19 protein-coding genes and 1 pseudogene are annotated in these 20149 nt (G+C 67.8%); 9 read left to right on the forward strand and 11 right to left on the reverse strand.

Annotated elements, in window-relative coordinates; genetic code table 11:
* Positions 1–38 precede the first annotated feature (38 nt).
* From A5781_RS02225 to A5781_RS02235, 3 genes and pseudogenes are all read left to right on the forward strand, one after another.
* Positions 39–491: pseudogene (locus A5781_RS02225) on the forward strand (glycoside hydrolase family 3 N-terminal domain-containing protein); the annotation flags it as partial.
* 64 nt (positions 492–555) lie between these two features.
* Positions 556–1209, forward strand: coding sequence for a TetR/AcrR family transcriptional regulator (locus A5781_RS02230; RefSeq protein ID WP_067200525.1), 654 nt, complete (start codon positions 556–558; stop codon positions 1207–1209).
* A gap of 16 nt (positions 1210–1225) precedes the next feature.
* Complete coding sequence (locus A5781_RS02235) at positions 1226–2473, forward strand: chloride channel protein (protein WP_067200528.1); 1248 nt, start codon at positions 1226–1228, stop codon at positions 2471–2473.
* A 162-nt stretch (positions 2474–2635) separates the two neighbouring features.
* Here the strand turns inward: A5781_RS02235 and A5781_RS02240 are convergent, their stop codons facing one another.
* The gene (locus A5781_RS02240; protein WP_067200531.1) at positions 2636–3478 is read right to left on the reverse strand and encodes a MaoC/PaaZ C-terminal domain-containing protein; all 843 of its coding nucleotides are present in this window, start codon (positions 3476–3478) and stop codon (positions 2636–2638) included.
* 13 nt (positions 3479–3491) lie between these two features.
* Positions 3492–4856, reverse strand: a complete 1365-nt coding sequence (locus A5781_RS02245) for a 3-oxoacyl-ACP reductase (protein ID WP_067200534.1) — start codon at positions 4854–4856, stop codon at positions 3492–3494.
* 149 nt (positions 4857–5005) lie between these two features.
* Between A5781_RS02245 and A5781_RS02250 the strand changes: the two genes are divergently transcribed.
* On the forward strand, positions 5006–6346 hold the full coding sequence (locus A5781_RS02250) for an acetyl-CoA C-acetyltransferase (protein ID WP_067200537.1): 1341 nt from the start codon (positions 5006–5008) through the stop codon (positions 6344–6346).
* 283 nt (positions 6347–6629) lie between these two features.
* On the opposite strand, the gene A5781_RS02255 is transcribed toward A5781_RS02250, so the two are convergent.
* Positions 6630–8465, reverse strand: a complete 1836-nt coding sequence (locus A5781_RS02255) for an acyl-CoA dehydrogenase (protein WP_067200540.1) — start codon at positions 8463–8465, stop codon at positions 6630–6632.
* A 201-nt stretch (positions 8466–8666) separates the two neighbouring features.
* Between A5781_RS02255 and A5781_RS02260 the strand changes: the two genes are divergently transcribed.
* Both A5781_RS02260 and A5781_RS02265 read left to right on the forward strand, forming a co-directional pair.
* Positions 8667–9692 (forward strand): isopenicillin N synthase family oxygenase, encoded by a 1026-nt coding sequence (locus A5781_RS02260; RefSeq protein WP_156624310.1) that lies wholly within the window; start codon positions 8667–8669, stop codon positions 9690–9692.
* A 6-nt stretch (positions 9693–9698) separates the two neighbouring features.
* Positions 9699–10187, forward strand: coding sequence for a flavin reductase family protein (locus A5781_RS02265; RefSeq protein WP_067200543.1), 489 nt, complete (start codon positions 9699–9701; stop codon positions 10185–10187).
* Between the two features lie 6 nt (positions 10188–10193).
* Here the strand turns inward: A5781_RS02265 and A5781_RS25790 are convergent, their stop codons facing one another.
* The 5 genes from A5781_RS25790 to A5781_RS02285 all read right to left on the reverse strand — a co-directional run bounded on the left by A5781_RS25790 (position 10194) and on the right by A5781_RS02285 (position 14332).
* Positions 10194–10349 carry a hypothetical protein gene (locus A5781_RS25790; RefSeq protein WP_197503656.1) on the reverse strand — a complete coding sequence of 52 codons (156 nt, stop codon included), beginning with the start codon at positions 10347–10349 and terminating at the stop codon, positions 10194–10196.
* A 72-nt stretch (positions 10350–10421) separates the two neighbouring features.
* Positions 10422–11168 (reverse strand): succinate dehydrogenase/fumarate reductase iron-sulfur subunit, encoded by a 747-nt coding sequence (locus A5781_RS02270; RefSeq protein WP_067200546.1) that lies wholly within the window; start codon positions 11166–11168, stop codon positions 10422–10424.
* Positions 11168–13084: a fumarate reductase/succinate dehydrogenase flavoprotein subunit gene (locus A5781_RS02275; protein WP_067200549.1), complete on the reverse strand. Its 1917-nt coding sequence runs from the start codon at positions 13082–13084 to the stop codon at positions 11168–11170. The genes A5781_RS02270 and A5781_RS02275 overlap by 1 nt, the downstream gene beginning before the upstream one ends.
* Before the next feature lie 45 nt (positions 13085–13129).
* The gene (locus tag A5781_RS02280) at positions 13130–13957 is read right to left on the reverse strand and encodes a hypothetical protein (protein ID WP_067200552.1); all 828 of its coding nucleotides are present in this window, start codon (positions 13955–13957) and stop codon (positions 13130–13132) included.
* Between the two features lie 78 nt (positions 13958–14035).
* On the reverse strand, positions 14036–14332 hold the full coding sequence (locus A5781_RS02285; protein ID WP_067200555.1) for a hypothetical protein: 297 nt from the start codon (positions 14330–14332) through the stop codon (positions 14036–14038).
* Between the two features lie 114 nt (positions 14333–14446).
* Between A5781_RS02285 and A5781_RS02290 the strand changes: the two genes are divergently transcribed.
* Positions 14447–15205 carry an isocitrate lyase/phosphoenolpyruvate mutase family protein gene (locus tag A5781_RS02290; RefSeq protein ID WP_067200558.1) on the forward strand — a complete coding sequence of 253 codons (759 nt, stop codon included), beginning with the start codon at positions 14447–14449 and terminating at the stop codon, positions 15203–15205.
* A 73-nt stretch (positions 15206–15278) separates the two neighbouring features.
* Here A5781_RS02290 and A5781_RS02295 read toward each other — a convergent pair whose 3' ends face one another.
* Positions 15279–15719 (reverse strand): Hsp20/alpha crystallin family protein, encoded by a 441-nt coding sequence (locus tag A5781_RS02295; RefSeq protein ID WP_067200561.1) that lies wholly within the window; start codon positions 15717–15719, stop codon positions 15279–15281.
* Between the two features lie 227 nt (positions 15720–15946).
* On the opposite strand from A5781_RS02295, the gene nirB reads away from it, so the two are divergent.
* Both nirB and nirD read left to right on the forward strand, forming a co-directional pair.
* A complete protein-coding gene (gene nirB, locus A5781_RS02300; RefSeq protein ID WP_082939186.1) occupies positions 15947–18526 on the forward strand; it encodes a nitrite reductase large subunit NirB in 2580 nt (859 codons plus the stop codon).
* Positions 18523–18879, forward strand: coding sequence for a nitrite reductase small subunit NirD (gene nirD, locus A5781_RS02305; protein ID WP_067200568.1), 357 nt, complete (start codon positions 18523–18525; stop codon positions 18877–18879). Before nirB ends, nirD begins: the two co-directional genes overlap by 4 nt.
* On the opposite strand, the gene A5781_RS02310 is transcribed toward nirD, so the two are convergent.
* Entirely contained in the window at positions 18876–19328 is a 453-nt protein-coding gene (locus A5781_RS02310; RefSeq protein WP_066947324.1) for a hypothetical protein, read from the reverse strand. The two genes, nirD and A5781_RS02310, sit on opposite strands and share 4 nt — an antisense overlap.
* A gap of 73 nt (positions 19329–19401) precedes the next feature.
* Entirely contained in the window at positions 19402–20130 is a 729-nt protein-coding gene (locus tag A5781_RS02315; RefSeq protein WP_255360796.1) for a sirohydrochlorin chelatase, read from the reverse strand.
* Positions 20131–20149 lie beyond the last annotated feature (19 nt).

The raw sequence follows: 20149 nt of genomic DNA on the forward strand, positions 1-20149 counted from the left end.
ATGCGATCGTCGGCAGCGTCAGATGTGTATAAGAGACAGGTGTCACCACACCGCCGCTGAGTGACCTGCAGAACCTCGACCTGGTGCCCTACCGGACGCTGATCACCGTGGCCCCGGTCGCGGTGATGCTGGGCCACCTGCAGGTCCCCGGGCTGACCGGCGACGACCCGGCCAGTCTGAGCCCCGCGGCGGTGCAGCTGCTGCGCAACGGCGCCGGCTACGGCGCTCCACCGTTCAACGGCCCGGTGTTCACCGACGACCTGTCCAGCATGGGCGCCATCTCCGACCGATACGGGGTTGCCGAGGCGGTGCTGCGCACCCTGCAGGCCGGCACCGACGTCGCGCTTTGGGTTACCACCGACGAGGTGCCCGCGGTCCTGGACCGGCTGCAGAAGGCGGTGGCCGCCGGCGAGTTGCCTTCGCAGCGGGTCGATGACGCGCTGACGCGGGTGGCGACGATGAAGGGCCGCAGTCCCGCCTGCGGCCACTAAAGCGTGTGCCCACCCGGCGCGTTGCTTACTCTGGAGTCAGATAGACGAGCTAGAGAGGCAAGCGATGGCGGGTGGCACCAAGCGGTTACCGCGCGCTGTCCGCGAGCAACAGATGCTCGACGCCGCGGTGCAGATGTTCTCGGTCAACGGCTACCACGAGACCTCGATGGACGCCATCGCCGCCGAGGCGCAGATCTCCAAGCCGATGCTGTACCTGTACTACGGCTCCAAAGAGGACCTGTTCGGCGCCTGCCTGAACCGGGAGATGGGCCGGTTCATCGACGCGGTTCGCGCCGACATCGACTTCACGCAGAGCCCGAAAGACTTGCTGCGCAACACCATCGTGGCGTTCATGCGCTACATCGACGCCAATCGTGCGTCGTGGATCGTGATGTACACCCAGGCCACCAGCTCGCAGGCGTTCGCGCACATAGTGCGCGAAGGGCGTGAACAGATCATCGAGCTGGTCGCCGGGCTGGTGCGGGCCGGCAGCCGCAGCAGGCGGACCGACCGCGAGCACGAGATGATGGCCGTGGCGCTGGTGGGCGCGGGCGAGGCGATGGCCAACCAGCTCAGCACCGGCGACATCGACGCCGACGAGGCGGCCGAGCTGATGATCACCCTCTTCTGGCACGGGCTGCGGGGCGGGCCTGAGGAGCGGGAGGCCGCCGCCGCGGCGTTGCCCAAGAAGGGCGGCTCCAGCGCGGCCAGGCGCTAGCCCCTACATTCGTCATGTGGCTCGCCCGCCCGCCCGCACTGTCGACTTCTTCTGCGCCGTAGTCATCGTCGGGTTGCTGGCCGGGGTCGCGGGGCTGGCGACGACGTTCGTGCTGCGCTTCGTCCAGCACGTCACGTACAACTACACCTTTGGCGCACTGCTGGTCGGCGTTGCCGGCAGCAGCCCGGTGCGCCGCGTGGTGGGGCCGATGATCGGCGCGGCGTTGGCGGCGGTCGGGTGGTGGATCCTGCGGAGCAGGACGTACGTGCCGCCCCTGGCGGAGACCATCGCGCGCCGCGAGCGGATACCGCGGCTTTCCTGGAGCGTCGACGCGATGCTGCAGGTGCTGCTCGTCGGGTCCGGGGCATCCCTCGGGCGGGAGGGGGCGCCGCGTCAATTCGCCGCGGCGCTAGGCGATTTCGGGACGTCTTGGCTCAAGCGGCTATCGCCCCGCGATCGCGAGGTGTTGCTGGCGTGCGCGGCCGGCGCCGGGCTGGGCGCCGTGTACGCGGTCCCGCTGGCCGGTGCGCTGTTCTCGGTGCGGATCCTGCTCAACACCTGGCATCCGCGGGCGGTCGGCGCGGCGTTCATTTCCTCGAGCCTGGCGGTCGCCGTCGGTTCGGCCATCACCCGCGACGAACCCAGCCTGCAGTGGCCGATCGGGGAGTCGACGTACCTGCTGACCGCGCACGGGCTGCTGCTGGCGCCGCTGACCCTCGCGGTGGGGCTGGCGTTCAACCGGCTGATGGCGGCGGCGCGGCCGGCCAGGCAGATGCGGACCTGGGTGTTGGTCCCCGCGCTCGCCGGGGCCGGGCTGGTGATGGGCATCTGTTCGCATTGGTGGCCCGAGTTGCCCGGCAACGGCCGCAGCATCCTGACCGTCAGCTTGGCCAGCGGCATGACGCTGTTGTCGGCGCTCGCGATTCTGGCCCTGAAACCCTTGCTGACCGCGTTGTTTTTGCGCGCCGGCGGGGCCGGCGGGATGCTGACACCCTCGCTGGCCACCGGCGCGGCCGCCGGTGCGGCGCTGGTGCTGACGATCAACTGGGCGGCCGGGACTCACCTGCACGTGCCGGCGGTGTCACTGGCGGGCGCCGCCGGCGTGCTCGCGGTGACGCAGGGCTCACCGATCTGGGCGGCCATCTTCGTCTGGGAGCTCGCCCGGCCGCCGTTGTGGTTGTTTCTGCTCTTTCTGCTGACCGCGACCGGCGCCCACGGGCTGAAAGTCCTTGCGAAGGGCCGCGGCCCGACGCACTCGGGCTAGTGGCGATCGGGAGCGCGGCGGAGCCGGGCGAAGCGGGTCGCCACCGTCGGCACAGTGGCGATCGGGAGCGCGGCGGAGCCGGGTGAAGCGGGTCGCCACCGTCGGCACAGTGGCGATCGGGAGCGCGGCGGAGCCGGGTGAAGCGGGTCGCCACCGAAAGCGCTAAAGCGCCCGGACCGTGCCGGTCAGATACGGGTAGCCCTTGGCGATGTTGCGCAGCGAGATGTCCCAGCCCTCATGGGCCTCGTCGATGTAGAGCCCCGCGGTGCCGGGCAGCACCAGCGGTTTGCCGAACCGCACCGAATACTTCACGGCGTCCGGGAACCGGGCCTCGACGTTGGCCAATACCGCTGCCGCGCTGAACATTCCATGCGCGATGACGGTGGGGAAGCCGAACAGCTTGGCCGCGATCGGGTTGGTGTGGATCGGGTTGTGGTCGCCGCCGACAACGGCGTAGCGCCGGATCAGGCCGGGGCTGATGCGCACGACGGTGCTGGGCGGGGGCAGCTTGGGCTGCTTCTGCGGTGGCGGCTTGGGCTCGTCGGACAGGCTGGTGCGCTGCTGGTGCAGGAAGGTCGTCACCTGATGCCACGCGGTGTCGTTGCCGACGCTCACATCGGTCACCAGGTCGACCAGCAGACCTTTGCGGTGCTCACGCAGGTTCTCGGCATGCACGTGCACGCCGACGGTCTCAGTGACCGCGATCGGCCGGTACTGCGTGATGTGGTTCTCGACGTGCACCGAACCCATTGCGGCGAAAGGGAAGTCGAAACCAGTCACCAGTGACATCATTGCGGGGAAGGTCAACGCGAACGGATAGGTCAGCGGCACGTTGTTGCCGTAGCGCAGGCCAGTGACCGCGGCGTACTCGGCCACGTTCGTGCGGTCGATGGGCAGTTCCTCGATGTCCACCGTGCGCGTGGGCAGCTGGTTGCCGCGGGACACCACTGGCAGGGCCCCGGCCGCCGCGCGCAGCATGTTTCTCAGGCCGCTTGGCTGATTCATCGCTTCTCCTTGGCTATGCGCCCAGCATGGCCTGGCCGCAGACGCGGATGACGTTGCCCGTCACCGCGTTTGACGCCGGGCTGGCGAAGTAGGCGATGGTCTCCGCGACATCGACGGGTTGGCCGCCCTGCAGCAGCGAGTTCATCCGGCGGCCCACCTCGCGGGTGGCCAGGGGGATGGCCGCCGTCATCTGGGTCTCGATGAAACCCGGCGCGACGGCGTTGATCGTGATGCCCTTGGCGTACAGCTCCGGGGCCAGCGCCTGGGTGAGGCCGATCATCCCGGCCTTGGTGGTGGCGTAGTTGGTCTGCCCACGGTTGCCCGCGATGCCGGCCATCGAGGACAGCCCGACGATCCTGCCCCCCTCGCCGATGCTGCCGTTGCCCACGAGTCCTTCGGTAAGCCGCAGCGGGGCAAGGAGATTGACGGCCAGGACGGCGTCCCAGCGAGCATCGTCCATGTTCGCCAACAACTTGTCGCGGGTGATGCCGGCGTTGTTGACCAGCACGTCGGCGCGGCCGCCGTGGTGCTCGCGCAGGTGCTCGGTGATCTTGTCGACGGCGTCCTCGGCGGTGACGTCGAGCCACAACGCGGTGCCCCCGACCCGGCTGGCCGTTTCGGCCAGCGTCTCGGCGGCCGACTCGACGTCGATCGCGACGACGCGGGCGCCGTCGCGGGCGAACACCTCCGCGATCGTCGCGCCGATCCCGCGGGCCGCGCCGGTCACGATGGCGACCTTGCCGTCCAGCGGCCGCTCCCAGTCGGCCGGGGGTGTGGAGTCGGCCTCGCCGACGTAAAACACCTGGCCGTCGACGTAGGCGGACTTGGCCGACAGGATGAACCGCATGGTCGATTCCAGGCCCGTCGCAGCGGGTTTGGCGTCGGGTGAGACATACACCAGCGCCACCGTGGTGCCGTTGCGCAGCTCCTTGCCCAGCGAGCGGGTGAACCCCTCCAAGGCGCGCTGCGCGATCCGCTCGTGCGGGCTGGTGGCGGCGTCGGGCGTGGTGCCGACCACCGCGACGCGCGCGGAATGGCCCAGGTTGCGCAGCAGCGGCGTGAAGAACTCATACAGCCCCCGGAGACCCTCCGGCGTTGTGATGCCGGTGGCGTCGAACACCAGGCCGCCGAACTGGTCGGCCCAGCGCCCGCCGAGGTTGTTGCCCACCAGGTCGTAGTCCTTGTCCAGCGCGGCGCGCAGGGGCTCAACGATTCGCCCCTCGCCGCCGATCAGCAGGGAGCCCGCCAGGGGCGGATCACCGGGCCGGTAGCGGCGCAGCGTCTCGGGCTGCGGGACACCGAGCTGCTTGGCGAGAAACGATCCAGGACCGGAATTGACAACCTGAGAAAACAGATCGGACGAGACCTTGGGAGCCACCGGAGCTACCTTCCATGCGCTTGCGAAGTCGGGGTGTGCCTACTGCCCACCGTATCGAGGACGAACTTACTTCAGAGTAAGAACAGTGGGTAGTATGGCCCCAGACGGGCATCCCAAAACCGATAGACGGCAGATACACGGAGAAGACAGTGGCCCCTGCAAGTTCCGAGGCAAACAACCAGCGCAGTTCGCAACGGCGACGCGTCGCCGTGCTGGGCGGCAACCGCATCCCGTTCGCCCGGTCCGACGGCGCCTATGCCGAGGCTTCCAACCAGGACATGTTCACCGCCGCGCTGGGTGGGCTGGTGGACCGCTTCGGGCTGGCCGGCGAACGGCTGGGCGCGGTGGTCGGCGGCGCCGTGCTCAAACACAGCCGTGACTTCAACCTGACCCGCGAATGCGTGCTGGGCTCCGCGCTGTCGTCGTACACGCCGGCGTTCGACCTGCAACAGGCGTGCGGCACCGGCCTGCAGGCGGCCATCGCCGCGGCCGACGGCATCGCGGCCGGGCGCTACGACGTGGCCGCCGCCGGCGGCGTGGACACCACTTCGGACCCGCCGATCGCACTTGGCGACAACCTGCGCCGCACCCTGCTCAAGTTGCGCCGGTCCAAGTCCAACGTGCAGCGGCTGAGGCTGGTGGGCACGCTGCCCGCGACCCTGGGCATCCAGATCCCGGTCAACAGCGAGCCGCGCACCGGGCTGTCCATGGGCGAGCACCAGGCGATCACCGCCAAGGAGATGGGCATCAAGCGGGTCGACCAGGACGAGCTGGCCGCCGCGAGCCACCGCAACATGGCCGCCGCCTACGATCGGGGCTTCTTCGACGACCTGGTCACCCCGTTCCTCGGGCTCTACCGCGACGACAACCTGCGGCCGGACTCGTCGGCGGAGAAGCTGGCGAAGCTCAAGCCGGTGTTCGGCGTGAAGTCCGGCGACGCGACGATGACGGCCGGCAACTCGACCCCGTTGACCGACGGCGCCTCGGTCGCGCTGCTGGCCAGCGAGGAGTGGGCGGCCGCCCATTCGCTGGCGCCGCTGGCCTTCCTGGTGGACGCGGAGACCGCCGCCGTGGACTACGTCAACGGCCGTGATGGCCTGCTGATGGCGCCCACCTATGCGGTACCGCGGCTGCTGGCCCGGAACGGCCTGAGCCTGCAGGACTTCGACTTCTACGAGATCCACGAGGCCTTCGCCTCGGTGGTGCTTGCGCACCTGCAGGCTTGGGAGTCGGAGGACTACTGCAAGGAGCGGCTGGGCCTGGACGCCGCGCTCGGGTCGATCGACCGCTCCAAGCTCAACGTCAACGGCTCCTCATTGGCCGCGGGCCACCCCTTCGCCGCGACCGGCGGGCGGATCCTCGCCCAGGCGGCCAAGCAGCTCGCCCAGAAGAGGGCGGAGCAAAAGGGTGGCGCGGTCAAGCCGCTGCGGGCCCTGGTCTCCATCTGCGCCGCGGGTGGTCAGGGCGTGGCCGCGATCCTGGAGGCCTGAGCCGTCCCCCGGTCTGCCGGTTCATGAAATCGGTCACAGCGGGTTAGTAATTACGGCGGAGGGGTATCCGAGTGCCCGGATGACCCCGTGTTGTGGTCTGACCCCCCGACCCCGACGGCAATACGGGGCATCCCTGAAACGACCGCCGGTCAGCGCGGACGGGCGTACGAAAAGGGCCGCCGTTGGAGTGAGGGGATCCAGCGGCGGCCTTTTTGTGCCGTCTGTGGCCGTGAAAAGCAAGAACCCCGCTCCCATCTGGAAGCGGGGTTCTTGCTTTTGCCTGTCAGAAGGCGGCTTCGTCGAGCTCCATGATGTCGTTGTCCAGCGTCTCGATCACCTCGCGGGTGCTGGCCAACAGCGGCAGGAAGTTCTTCGCGAAGAACGAGGCCACCGCGACCTTGCCCTCGTAGAAGGACCGCTCGTCGCCGCTGGCGCCGGCGTCCAGCGCCTGCACGGCCACCGCGGCGTGGCGCTGCAGCAACCAGCCGATGACCAGGTCGCCGACGCTCATCAGGAAGCGCACCGATCCCAGGCCCACCTTGTAGAGGCTGGTCACGTCCTCCTGCGCCGCCATCAGGTAGCCGGTCAGCGTGGCCGCCATCGACTGGACGTCGGCCAGGGCCTTCGCCAGCAGCTCGCGCTCCGACTTCAGCCGGCCGTTGCCGGACTCGCTGTCCACGAACTTCTGGATCTCGCCCGACACGTGAGCCAGCGCCACACCCTTGTCGCGGATGATCTTCCGGAAGAAGAAGTCCTGCGCCTGGATGGCCGTGGTGCCCTCGTAGAGGGAGTCGATCTTGGCGTCCCGGATGTACTGCTCGATCGGGTAGTCCTGCAGGAAGCCGGACCCACCGAAGGTCTGCAGGCTCTCGGTGAGCTTGGCGTAGGCCTGCTCGGATCCGACACCCTTGACCACCGGCAACATCAGGTCGTTGACCTTGACGGCCAGCTCGGCGTCCACGCCGTGCACCGCCTCGGCAACCGCCGCGTCCTGGTAGGTCGCGGTGTAGAGGTACAGCGCACGCAGACCCTCGGCGTAGGCCTTCTGGGTCATCAGCGACCGGCGCACGTCGGGGTGGTGCGTGATGGTCACCCGCGGGGCGGTCTTGTCGGTCATCTGCGTCATGTCGGCGCCCTGCACGCGGGACTTGGCGTACTCCAGCGCGTTCAGGTAGCCGGTCGACAGGGTCGCGATGGCCTTGGTGCCGACCATCATGCGGGCCTGCTCGATGACCTCGAACATCTGCGCGATGCCGTTGTGCACCTCGCCGACCAGCCAGCCCTTGGCGGGCACGTCGTGCTGGCCGAAGGACAGCTCACAGGTGGCCGAAACCTTCAGGCCCATCTTGTGCTCAACGTTGGTCACGAAGACGCCGTTGCGCTCGCCCAGCTCGCCCGTCTCGAAGTCGAACAGGAACTTGGGCACGAAGAACAGCGACAGGCCCTTGGTGCCCGGACCCGCGCCCTCGGGGCGGGCCAGCACCAGGTGGAAGATGTTCTCGAACAGGTCGTCGGAGTCGGCCGAGGTGATGAATCGCTTCACACCCTCGATGTGCCAGGAGCCGTCGTCCTGCTTGATCGCCTTGGTCCGCCCGGCGCCGACGTCCGAACCGGCGTCCGGCTCGGTGAGCACCATGGTGGAGCCCCAGCCGCGCTCGGCGCAGATCACGGCCCACTTCTTCTGCTCCTCGGTGCCGAGGTGGTAGAGGATGTTGGCGAAGCCGGCGCCGCCGCCGTACATCCACACGGCGGGGTTTGCTCCCAGCAGGTGCTCGTGCAGCGCCCACACCAGGGCACGGGGCATCGGCATGCCGCCGAGGACCTCGTCGATGCCGACCTTGTCCCAACCGGCCTCGGTGACCGCGCGGACCGACTTCTTGAACGACTCCGGCAGTGTCACCGAGTGGGTCTTCGGGTCGAAGACCGGCGGATTGCGGTCACCCTCGACGAACGACTCGGCGATCGGCCCCTCGGCCAGCCGGCTGATCTCTGACAACATTTCGCGCGCGGTGTCGACGTCCAGATCGCTGTAGTCGCCGGCGCCCAAAGCCTTCTCAACGCCCAAAACCTCGAACAGGTTGAACACCTGGTCACGGACGTTGCTCTTGTAGTGGCTCACTACGGTTCCTCCTCGTTGAGAATGCCACTTGTGGTTGGGTACTACTTCTAAGTTACCCACCAGTAACACCGCTAAAATATCGCTCCGAGTCAGTTCAACGCAAGTCAATGTGAGCTAGATTTCATCGTCTAATTAACCAACCGGTTGGGGAGCCGATAGGGCGCCTCTGACCTGCGGCGATAACGAAACGGATCTCAAACTGTGGGATGCATCACCACCCTGCCCGTAGTGGATCTGCGCACGTCGGCGGCCCAATTGCAGCGGGGTTTGCGCGAGGCCGCGCACGAGGTGGGCTTCTTCTACCTGACCGGCCACGGCGTGCCCGACGAGCTCGCCGGCAGGCTGCTGGAGGTGGCGCGCCGGCTGTTCGAGCTGCCGCAGGCCGAGAAGGACGCGGTCGCCATGGTGCACAGTCCGCATTTCCGCGGCTATACCCGGATGGGCGGCGAGCTGACCCGCGGCCAGGTGGACTGGCGGGAGCAGATCGACATCGGGCCGGAACGCGCACCGATCGGGGCGCCCGGCAAGCCCGACTACCTGTGGCTGCAGGGCCCCAACCAGTGGCCGGCCGCGTTGCCCGAACTGCCCGGGATCGTCGACCAATGGGACGCCGCGCTATCCGCGGTAGCCCGTACCCTGCTCCGGCACTGGGCGGTATCGCTGGGCAGCCCACCGGGCATCTTCGACCCCGCCTTCGCCGAGACGCCCGCCACGCTGATCAAGATCGTGCGCTACCCGCGGAGCGCGGCCACGCCGCAGGGCGTCGGCCCGCACAAAGACTCCGGCGTGCTCACGCTGCTGTTGGCCGAGCCGGGGAGCCGGGGCCTGCAGGTGCGCCGGCCCGGTACTGAGGAATGGATCGACGTGCCGCCCGCCGATGGCGCCTTCGTCGTCAACATCGGCGAGCTGCTGGAGGTGGCGACGGGCGGTTACCTGCGCGCCACCGAGCACCGGGTGAACCTGGAGGAGCAGCCTGCCGACCGGATCTCGGTGCCGTACTTCTTCAACCCCCGGCTGGACGCCCGGATCCCGGTGTTGACGCTGCCCCCCGAACTGCGGGCGCGCGCCGGCCGGGTGACCGACCCTGCGGATCCGATCTTCTCGGTCTACGGCCGCAACGCCTGGAAGAGCAGGATGCGCGCACACCCCGATGTGGCTTCGGCGCACGGACATTCGGCAGGTAGGGTCGGGAACGAGAATCCCGTTCTCGGCTCAAGGGGCGAATGAATTCCGGTGAACTCGAACAAGAACCTGACACCATCCACACTTCGTGAGGCCTTCGGCCACTTCCCCTCGGGGGTGGTCGCCATCGCCGCCGAAGTCCAGGGAACCCGGCAGGGCCTGGCCGCCAGCACCTTTGTCCCCGTCTCCCTGGATCCGCCGCTCGTGTCGTTCTGCGTGCAGAACACCTCGACGACGTGGCCCAAGCTCAAAGACCTGCCGATGCTGGGCATCAGCGTCCTCGGCGAAGCCCACGACGAGGCCGCCCGCACCCTGGCCGCCAAGACCGGAGACAGGTTCGCCGGTCTGGAGACGGAGTCCAGGGAGAGCGGCGCGGTGTTCATCAAGGGCACCGGTCTCTGGCTGGAAAGCGCGATCGAACAGCTCATCCCGGCCGGGGATCACACGATCGTGGTGTTGCGGGTCAACGAAGTGACGGTGGACGCCGCCGTCGCACCGATCGTGTTTCACCGCAGCGCGTTCCGGCGCCTCGGCGTCTGAACGCGGCTACGGGCGCCGGCCGAGTTCCGCCCGGAAGCCCGCTATCCTCTGCTCGATCTCGGCGGCGTCGTCGGGGCGGCCTTCCTTGCGCGCAAGATCGGCTCGGGCGGACAACTCCCGGATGGCGGTTCGGATTTCGTTGATGCTGGTGGTTTCTCGCATGTCTCCCACGCTGCCTTTCGGAGTTTGGGTGCTATGCGGGTACCCGGCGCGCCGGGCGGGCTAACGCCCGGGTCAGCGCCGGAACAACTTGTTGCCCAGCCACACCACCGGGTCGTACTTGCGGTCGGCGACCCGCTCTTTCATCGGGATCAGCGCGTTGTCGGTGATCTTGATGTTTTCCGGGCAGACCTCGGTGCAGCACTTGGTGATGTTGCAGTAGCCCAGCCCGTGCTGCTCCTGGGCCTGGTTGCGCCGGTCCAGCGTGTCCAGCGGGTGCATCTCGAGCTCGGCGATCCGCATCAGGAAGCGCGGTCCGGCGAACGCCTTCTTGTTCTCCTCGTGGTCGCGGACCACGTGGCACACGTTCTGGCACAGGAAGCACTCGATGCATTTGCGGAATTCCTGCGAGCGCTGCACGTCGGCCTGCGCCATCCGGTACTCGCCCGGCTGCAGATCCTTCGGCGGCGCGAAGGCGGGGATCTCGCGCGCCTTCTCGTAGTTGAAGGAAACGTCGGTGACCAGGTCCCGGATCACCGGGAACGTCCGCAGCGGCGTCACGGTCACCACCTCGTCCTCGGCGAAGGTGGACATCCGGGTCATGCACAGCAACCGCGGCACCCCGTTGATCTCCGCCGAGCAGGAGCCGCATTTGCCCGCCTTGCAGTTCCACCGCACGGCCAGGTCGGGTGTCTGGGTCTGTTGCAGGCGATGGATGATGTCGAGCACCACCTCGCCCTCGTTGACCTCAACCGTGAAGTCCTGCAGCGCGCCGCTGGCATCGTCACCGCGCCATACACGCATGGTCGCGTTGTAGGTCATTAGCCTCTCCGTCCTGGATGCTCGGCCAACTCGTCGTCGGTGTAGTACTTCTCCAGCTCGGAGATCTCGAAGAGCTCCAGCAGATCGGACCGCATCGGCACCTGGTCCTTGTGGGTGATGCTGATGTCGGGGATCACCTCGTCGCCACCGGCGGCCTCGCAGACCAGCAGCACCTTGCGCCACCCCGAGTCCATCGCCGGGCGGTCGTCGCGGGTGTGGCCGCCGCGACTCTCGGTGCGCTCCAGCGCGGCCTTGGCGACGCACTCGCTGACCAGCAGCATGTTGCGCAGGTCGATGGCCAGGTTCCAGCCCGGGTTGTACTGGCGGCCGCCCTCCACGTGCATGTTCTTGAACCGCTCGCGTAGCTTGTCGAGCCGCGCGAGGGCCTCGGCGACCTCGTCCGCCTTGCGGATGATGCCCACCAGGTCGTTCATCGACTGCTGCAGCTCGAGTTGCAGCGTGTAGGGGTTCTCCGCCGGGGCGCCGTTGGTCGGTCCCTCGAAGGGGGACAGCGCCCGCTTCGACGCGGTCTCGACGGCCTCCGCCGAGATCGTCGGACGGCTGCTCAGCGCCCGCACGTAGTCGGCCGCGCCCAGGCCGGCCCGCCGGCCGAAGACCAGCAGATCCGACAGCGAGTTGCCGCCGAGCCGGTTGGAGCCGTGCATGCCGCCGGAGCACTCGCCCGCGGCGAACAGGCCCGGAACCGTGGCCGCGCCGGTGTCGGCGTCCACCTCGACACCGCCCATCACGTAGTGACATGTGGGCCCGACTTCCATTGGCTCTTTGGTGATGTCGACGCCGGCCAGCTCCTTGAACTGGTGGTACATCGACGGCAGCCGCCGCTTGATCTCCTCGGGCGTCAACCGGGACGCGATGTCGAGGAACACGCCGCCGTGTGGGCTGCCCCGGCCGGCCTTGACCTCGGAATTGATCGCGCGCGCGACCTCATCGCGGGGCAGCAGGTCGGGGGTGCGGCGGGCCGAGTCGTTGTCCTTGAGCCACTGGTCGGCCTCTTGTTCGGTCTCGGCGTACTGGCCTTTGAACACCGGCGGGATGTAGTCGAACATGAACCGCTTGTTGTCGGAGTTCTTCAGCACACCGCCGTCACCGCGGACACCCTCGGTGACGAGAATCCCCTTCACGCTGGGCGGCCACACCATGCCGGTCGGGTGGAATTGGACGAACTCCATGTTGATCAGCGACGCGCCCGCCCGCAGGGCCAGCGCGTGCCCGTCGCCGGTGTACTCCCAGGAGTTCGAGGTGACCTTGAACGACTTGCCGATTCCGCCGGTGGCGAGCACCACCGCGGGCGCCTCGAACAGGACGAACTGACCCGTCTCTCGCCAGTAGCCGAAGGCCCCGGCGATCGCGTCGCCGTCCTTCAGTAGCTCGGTGATGGTGCACTCGGCGAACACCTTGATGCGCGCGTCGTAGTCGCCGAGTTCGGCGTAATCCTCCTGCTGCAGCGAAACGATCTTCTGCTGCATCGTGCGGATCAGTTCCAGACCGGTGCGGTCGCCGACGTGCGCCAGCCGCGGGTAGGTGTGCCCGCCGAAGTTGCGCTGGCTGATCTTGCCGTCCTTGAGGCGATCAAACAGCGCGCCATAGGTTTCCAGCTCCCAGACGCGGTCCGGCGCCTCCTTGGCGTGCAGTTCGGCCATCCGCCAGTTGTTGAGGAACTTCCCACCCCGCATCGTGTCGCCGAAGTGGGTCTTCCAGTTGTCTTTCGGGTTGGTGTTGCCCATCGACGCCGCGCAGCCGCCCTCGGCCATGACCGTGTGGGCCTTGCCGAACAGGGACTTACACACCACCGCGACCTTGAGGCCGCGTTCCCGCGCCTCGATGACCGCTCGCAGTCCCGCGCCGCCGGCGCCGATGACGACTACGTCGTAGGCATGCCGCTCGACCTCAACCATGAAAACCCTCGCTAGCTAAGTTCTGATTATTCTTCAAATGGCGTTTCAGCCAACAAATCTCAGGTCACCGATAGTGCCGCTGGCTACCAGCGCGATGTAGAAGTCGGTGAGCATCAGGGTGCCCAGGGTGATCCAGGCGTACATCTTGTGCCGGGTGTTGATGTTGCTGACCTGGGTCCAGATCCAGTACCGCACAGGGTGCTTGGAGAAGTGCTTGAGCCGCCCGCCGGTCACGTGCCGGCACGAATGGCAGGACAGCGTGTAGATCCACAACATGACGACGTTGCCGACCATGATCAGGTTGCCCAGTCCGAAGCCGAAGCCGCCCGGACCGGCGTCGGAGTGGAACGCGATGATCGCGTCGTAGGTGTTGATCACCGAGATGATGCCGGCGATGTAGAAGAAGTACCGGTGGCTGTTCTGGATGATGAGCGGGAACCTGGTCTCGCCGGTGTAGTGCACGCGGGGCTCGGCCACCGCGCAGGCGCTGGGCGACTGCCACACCGTGCGGTAGTAGGCGCCGCGGTAGTAATAACAGGTCAACCGGAACAGCAGCAGGAACGGGAGCGTCAGCGCCGCGTACGGCAGCCACCAGACGTCGGGCAGGATCTGCGGCCAGAAGTCGCCGGCGGCCCCGCAGGCCTTGCTGACGCACGGGGAGTAGAACGGCGTCAGGTAGTGATACTGCGGGACGAAGAAGTAATCGCGTTGGAACGCCCGCAGAGTCGCGTAGATGACGAAAGCGGCAAAGCCCAAGTCGATCCGCAGCGGCGACATCCACCACCGGTCGGTACGTAGGGTCCGTTGCGGGATGCGGGCGCGCGTGGGTGAAAAGACACCTGACGCAGGACGGTTCGCCGTGGGTGCGCTCATCTAGTGTTCCTCTTCGAACGGGCTGTTGGTCGAAGGGTACACAGAGAGCACCCCCTCATTTCCGGGGGGCTTGGGTTGTCAGGACCTGCTGTGACCCCCGACACCCTCGTCGTCGACATCGCGCCAGAATTCGCTGTCGTACTGGGTGTCGGGAATGACGATCTTCTCGCTTGACTGCTGCACGGTGGCGCGCGCCAGGTCCAACTCGGACACGTCGGTGTCGAGCAGTTCGACGTCGGACAGGATCCGGTCGGCGTCGATGACGATGCGCCGCATCGCCGGGCTGTCACCGTAGCGGCTCCTCAGGGAGCCCACGCACCGCCGCAGGCCGCCGATGAGGTCGTGCAGTTCGGCGAGTTCAGTAGTGGTGCTCAACGGATCTCCTTGCGCGGGCGGTGTTACGGATCACAGTACGCCCCCGATACTATCCACGGCACAGCCTGACGTCAGGCGACTCACTTCCTTCCCGAACACGGAGCAAACACGCCCATGCCAGGTCAGACCGTCGCCGACCGCGCCACCGCGCTGCTCGACCTGCACCGACCGGGTGACCCGGTGGTGCTGCCGACCGTGTGGGACGCCTGGTCGGCCCGGCTCGCCACCGACGCCGGGTTCGCCGCGCTCACCGTGGGCAGCCATCCGCTGGCGGATTCAGTCGGCAAACCCGACGGGGAGGGCATGTCGTTCGCCGACGTGCTGGCCCGGGTCGCCCAGATCACGGCCGCGGTCGACGTCCCGGTCTCGGTCGACGTCGAATCCGGTTACGGGTTGGGTGCGGAGCGCGTGATCGAGGGCCTGCTGAGCGTCGGGGCCGTCGGGCTGAACATCGAAGACACCGTGCACTCCGAGGGCAAGCGGCTGAGGTCCGCCGGTGAGCACGCCGGATTGGTGGGCGCGCTGCGGGCGGCCGCCGATGCGGCCGGGGTGCACGTCGTGATCAACGCCCGCACCGATCTGTTCCTGCGCAAGGACGGGGACGATGCGGACCGCGTCGAGCGGGCGGTGGCGCGGCTGACCGAGGCTGCGGACGCGGGCGCCGACGTGCTGTACCCGGTGGGTCGGCACGACCCGGAGACGTTGCGCCGCTTGGCCGCAGAGCTGCCGTTGCCGGTCAACGCGATCGCGCTGCCCGATCAGGACGACCCGGCGTCCTTCGGACCGCTGGGTGTCGCACGCATCAGCTTCGGCCCCTTCTTCCAGGCCGCGCTGGCGACCCGGGCCAGGGAACTGCTGGCGCGCTGGCGCTGATCCAGGACGGAAACGGTTGCGCGACAGAGGAATCCGGCGGGGCCGGTAACCCCGCCGGATCGTTGCTCACCTCTTACTTGGTGATCTCGATGCGCCGCGCCTGGCTGCCTGCATAGGCGCCGGTTACCCGCACGGTCAGCACGCCGGCGTCGTACGAGGCCGTGATGGCGTCGCCGGTGACGTGGGCCGGCAGCTGGAACGACCGGCGGAAGGATCCGTAGCGCACCTCGCGCAGGGTGCGCCCCTCTTTCTCTTCCGCGTGCTCGTCGCGGCGTTCGCCGTGGATCACGAGTCGGCCGCGGTCGACCTCTACGTTGACGTCCTTCTCGACGTCAACGCCGGGAAGCTCGATGCGTACGATCGCGTCGTCGCCGTCCTTGACGATCTCGGCGGCGGGGTTGAAACCGCTGGTCACCGGCTTGTACCAGTCTGACGCGGCGGCGGGGCCGAAGAAGTCACGCAACCACCGGTCGGTGTCCCAGGCCGGTCGCGACCACAGTGCGAGGTTACTCATGGGGATCTCCTTGTGCTTCCTTGAGCTTTGTTGTGGATTTGCTGTGTCCGGCGCCCTTCCGGCCGGCTACAAGGAGAAACATGAGTCGACCACGCTTAAGTTCCACCTAGGCGTTCGCCTTGGGCGAACGAATATTCACAGGGCTCCCTGTGAGTTGTGAGATCCTCGTCATAGGACCGTCACATTGGGCGAAATCGCGGTAATTTCCGGCCGTTAATCTCAAAGCCATGGCTGCAGACGGGATTTCGCGCGCTCAGTGTGCGGGCGGTCACATCGTCGTAGTCGGGCACGGCATGGTGGGGCACCGGCTCGTCGAGGCGCTCCGGGCGCGTGACGCCGAGGGGCTTTGGCGCATCACGGTTTTGGCCGAGGAGGCCGACGCGGCTTACGACCGCGTTGGCCTCACCTCGTACACCGAGAGCTGGGATCGCAAGCTGCTGGCACTGCCGGGCAACGACTACGCGGGTGACGAACGGGTTCGATTGGTGCTGAACGCTCGCGTCACCGAGATCGATCGGGAAGCGAAGTCGGTGTTCACGGCCGACGGGCAACGGCATGGCTACGACACGCTGGTGCTGGCCACCGGGTCCTACGCGTTCGTTCCGCCGGTGCCCGGCCACGACCTGGCGGCGTGCCACGTGTATCGCACGCTCGACGACCTCGACGCCATCCGGGCAGACGCCCAGCGCACGGTGGAAGCCGGTCGCACCCCGGCGGGCGTGGTGATCGGCGGCGGCCTGTTGGGTCTGGAAGCCGCCAATGCGTTGCGCCAGTTCGGGTTACAGACGCACGTCGTCGAGATGATGCCGCGCCTGATGGCCCAGCAGATCGACGAGGGCGGCGGCGCCCTGCTGGCCAAGATGGTCGGCGACCTGGGCATCGCGGTGCACGTGGGTACGGGTACTGAGTCGATCGAAGCGATCGATCATTCGGACGGTGTGTCGTCGGTGCGGGTGCGCCTGACCGATGGCGAGGTCATCGACGCCGGGCTGGTAATCTTCGCGGCCGGCGTCCGGCCGCGCGACGAGCTGGCCAGGGCCGCGGGTCTGGAACTCGCCGAACGCGGCGGCGTGCTCACCGACTTGGCATGCCGCACAAGCGATCCGGACATCTACGCGGTCGGCGAGGTCGCCGCGATCCAGGGCCGGTGCTACGGCCTGGTGGGACCGGGATACACCTCCGCCGAGGTGGTGGCCGACCGCCTGCTGAACGGGGCCGCGGAGTTCGGCGAAGCGGACCTGTCGACCAAGCTCAAGCTGCTCGGTGTCGACGTGGCCAGCTTCGGTGATGCGATGGGCGTGACCGAGAACTGCCTCGAAGTCGCCATCAACGACGCGGTCAAGAAGACCTACGCCAAGCTGGTGCTGTCCGACGACGCGAAGACCCTGCTCGGCGGAGTCCTGGTGGGCGATGCCTCGTCGTACGGGGTGCTGCGGCCCATGGTCGGCAGCGAGCTGCCGGGCGACCCGCTCGCGCTGATCGCGCCGGCTTCCGGCGAGGCTCCGGCGCTGGGAGTCGGCGCGCTGCCGGATTCCGCGCAGATCTGCTCGTGCAACAACGTCACCAAGGGCGATTTGAAGTGCGCCATCGCCGACGGCTGCGCCGACGTGCCCTCCCTCAAGTCGTGCACCGCAGCCGGTACGTCGTGCGGCTCGTGCGTGCCCCTGCTCAAGCAGCTGCTGGAAGCCGAGGGCGTCGAACAGTCCAAGGCGCTGTGCGAGCACTTCAGCCAGTCGCGGGCGGAGCTCTTCGAGATCATCTCGGCCACCGAGATCCGGACCTTCTCCGGGCTGCTGCAGCGCTTCGGCCGCGGAAAGGGTTGCGACATCTGCAAACCCGTGGTCGCATCCATCCTGGCCTCCACCGGCTCGGACCACATCCTCGAAGGCGAACAAGCCTCGCTGCAGGATTCCAACGACCACTTCCTGGCCAACATCCAGAAGAACGGCAGCTACTCGGTGGTGCCGCGAGTGCCGGGCGGTGACATCAAGCCCGAACACCTGATCCTGATCGGGCAGATCGCGCAGGACTTCGGCCTCTACACCAAGATCACCGGCGGCCAGCGGATCGACATGTTCGGCGCCCGGGTGGACCAGTTGCCGGAGATCTGGCGACGGCTGGTCGACGGTGGCATGGAATCCGGCCACGCCTACGGCAAGGCGCTGCGCACCGTGAAGAGCTGCGTCGGCACCGACTGGTGCCGGTACGGCCAGCAGGATTCGGTGCAGCTGGCGATCGACCTGGAGCTGCGCTACCGGGGCCTGCGGGCGCCACACAAGATCAAGATGGGTGTCTCGGGTTGCGCGCGGGAGTGCGCCGAAGCGCGCTCCAAGGACGTCGGCGTCATCGCCACCGAAAAGGGCTGGAATCTCTACGTCGGCGGCAACGGCGGTATGACGCCCAAGCACGCCCAGCTGTTGGCCAGCGACCTGGACACCGAGACGCTGGTCCGCTACGTCGACCGGTTCGTCATGTACTACATCCGGACCGCCGACCGGCTGCAGCGCACCGCCCCCTGGGTGGATTCGCTCGAGGGCGGGCTCGATCACGTGCGCGAGGTCGTCTGCGAGGACTCGCTGGGCCTGGCCGACGAATTCGAGGCCGCAATGGAACGGCACGTGGAGAACTACAAGTGTGAATGGAAGGGCGTGCTCGACGACCCGGACAAGATGTCGCGGTTCGTCTCGTTCGTCAACGCCCCGGACGCCGTCGACTCGACGGTGGAGTTCACCGAGCACGCCGGGCGCAAGATCCCGGTGTCCATTGGCATGCCGAAGATCCGTACGGGAGCTGGAGAGGAATCATGACACTTCTCAACGACATTCAGGTGTGGACGACGGCCTGCGAGTACGACCGGCTCATCCCGGGTCGCGGAGTCGGCGTGCTGCTCGACGACGGTTCCCAGGCGGCGCTGTTCCGGCTGGACGACGGCTCGGTGTACGCGGTGGGTAACGTCGACCCGTTCTCCGGCGCGGCCGTGCTCTCGCGCGGGATCGTGGGCGACCGCGGGGGCCGGGTGGCGGTTCAGTCGCCGATCCTCAAGCAGGCCTTCTCGCTGGAAGACGGTGAATGCCTGGACGATCCGAACTTCTCGGTGCCGGTGTACCCGGCGCGCGTCACCGCTGACGGCTTCGTCCAGGTCGGTCGGATCGCCGCCTAGCGGGTGATATCGCCGACGAGGTAGCGCTGCATCGTCGGGCCGATGGCGTCGACGATCGCGTCGACCGACATCGAATGCAGCGGCTCGGACCGGATGCCGTAGCGCATGATGCCCAGGCCGACCAGTTGCGAGGCGCACAGCGAGGCCCGGGTGGCGGCCTTGTCGGCCCCCAGGACCTTCAGCAGTGGGCCGAAAACCGGGCCGATGAACATGCTTTGAACGGTTTCGGCGGTCTTGGCCATCCCGGTGGAAGCTATCGCGCTGGCGGCGAAGGGGCCACCGCCGGCGGCGTCCCAGGTGGTGATCAGCATGCGTAGCGTCTGACGGCCGACTTGGTTGACCCCGCCGGTGACGATCCGGTCGATGAATTCCGGTGTGCCGAACGGCAACCGCAGCATCTTGGCGACCGGGTCCAGAAGCCCGCGCGACGGTTCTTCGTGACGGGGCATGCTGCCAGGATCGTCCGTATCGGAGTAAAGAGCAAGCGTCGGGGACGTCGGCGCGCCTAACCGGCCAGTGCTGTCAAGCCACCGAATTCGGCCGCACGATCCGGTCGTGGACCAGCCGCTGCGCGGTCGGTCGCCGCGAAGCGTGCCGGGTGGTGGGCGCGAGGACCGGCGGCATGGCCCGGCGGAATCGATTGGCGATCAGGCGGGCCAGGCCGGGATGGGTGCCCAGCGGCCGACTGACCAGGTCGGCGCCGCAGCCGTGCAGCCGTTCCTGGAACAGGCCGTCGGCCAGCAGGTAGGAGGCGACCACCACCCGCGCGTTGGGCGCATGGCGCCTGGCCTCGTACACCGCTTCTGGCAGTTGCGGATCCCCGGTGGCCGCGAAGCCCAGGCTGACGCGCGACCCGGTCAGCGCCGACACCAGCGTCGCGGTGGTATGCAGGTCGGCGCGGGCTCTGGCATCCGATGTTCCCGCCGCCGCGAGAATCACGGAATCGCCAGGGCGCCAACCACATTTCACCAACTGGTCGCCGACGATCCGGGCGACCTGGCCACTCGGGCCCAGCGCCGGCGTGACGATCGCGTTCGGGTGCCCGCTCAGCTCGACGTGGGCCGGCAGGTCGGAACGGACGTGATAGCCGCGCGACAAGAACGCCGGCAGCACGATGGCGGGCCGGCCGGTGGCCCTCGCCCGCGACAGCACCTCGCTGGGGGTGGGGCCCAGCACGTCGACGAACGCGACCTCCACCGGCCGGCCCGTCAACGAACTGGCTTGCGCGGCAAGCTCTTCGACCATCGCCACACCCTCCGGCCTTCAAGCC

Origin of the sequence: Mycobacterium sp. 852002-30065_SCH5024008 (assembly GCF_001665645.1) — a bacterium.
GTDB lineage: Bacteria > Actinomycetota > Actinomycetes > Mycobacteriales > Mycobacteriaceae > Mycobacterium > Mycobacterium paraffinicum.

What these genes read in the sequence shown, in the direction of transcription:
- A5781_RS02280 (WP_067200552.1), bottom strand. Translation starts at nt 13,957, where the DNA reads ATGAGCGCACCCACGGCGAACCGTCCTGCGTCAGGTGTCTTTTCACCC.
- A5781_RS02290 (WP_067200558.1), top strand. Translation starts at nt 14,447, where the DNA reads ATGCCAGGTCAGACCGTCGCCGACCGCGCCACCGCGCTGCTCGACCTG.
- nirB (WP_082939186.1), top strand. Translation starts at nt 15,947, where the DNA reads ATGGCTGCAGACGGGATTTCGCGCGCTCAGTGTGCGGGCGGTCACATC.
- A5781_RS02230 (WP_067200525.1), top strand. Translation starts at nt 556, where the DNA reads ATGGCGGGTGGCACCAAGCGGTTACCGCGCGCTGTCCGCGAGCAACAG.
- A5781_RS02240 (WP_067200531.1), bottom strand. Translation starts at nt 3,478, where the DNA reads ATGAATCAGCCAAGCGGCCTGAGAAACATGCTGCGCGCGGCGGCCGGG.
- nirD (WP_067200568.1), top strand. Translation starts at nt 18,523, where the DNA reads ATGACACTTCTCAACGACATTCAGGTGTGGACGACGGCCTGCGAGTAC.
- A5781_RS02275 (WP_067200549.1), bottom strand. Translation starts at nt 13,084, where the DNA reads ATGGTTGAGGTCGAGCGGCATGCCTACGACGTAGTCGTCATCGGCGCC.
- A5781_RS02310 (WP_066947324.1), bottom strand. Translation starts at nt 19,328, where the DNA reads ATGCCCCGTCACGAAGAACCGTCGCGCGGGCTTCTGGACCCGGTCGCC.
- A5781_RS02295 (WP_067200561.1), bottom strand. Translation starts at nt 15,719, where the DNA reads ATGAGTAACCTCGCACTGTGGTCGCGACCGGCCTGGGACACCGACCGG.
- A5781_RS25790 (WP_197503656.1), bottom strand. Translation starts at nt 10,349, where the DNA reads ATGCGAGAAACCACCAGCATCAACGAAATCCGAACCGCCATCCGGGAG.
- A5781_RS02270 (WP_067200546.1), bottom strand. Translation starts at nt 11,168, where the DNA reads ATGACCTACAACGCGACCATGCGTGTATGGCGCGGTGACGATGCCAGC.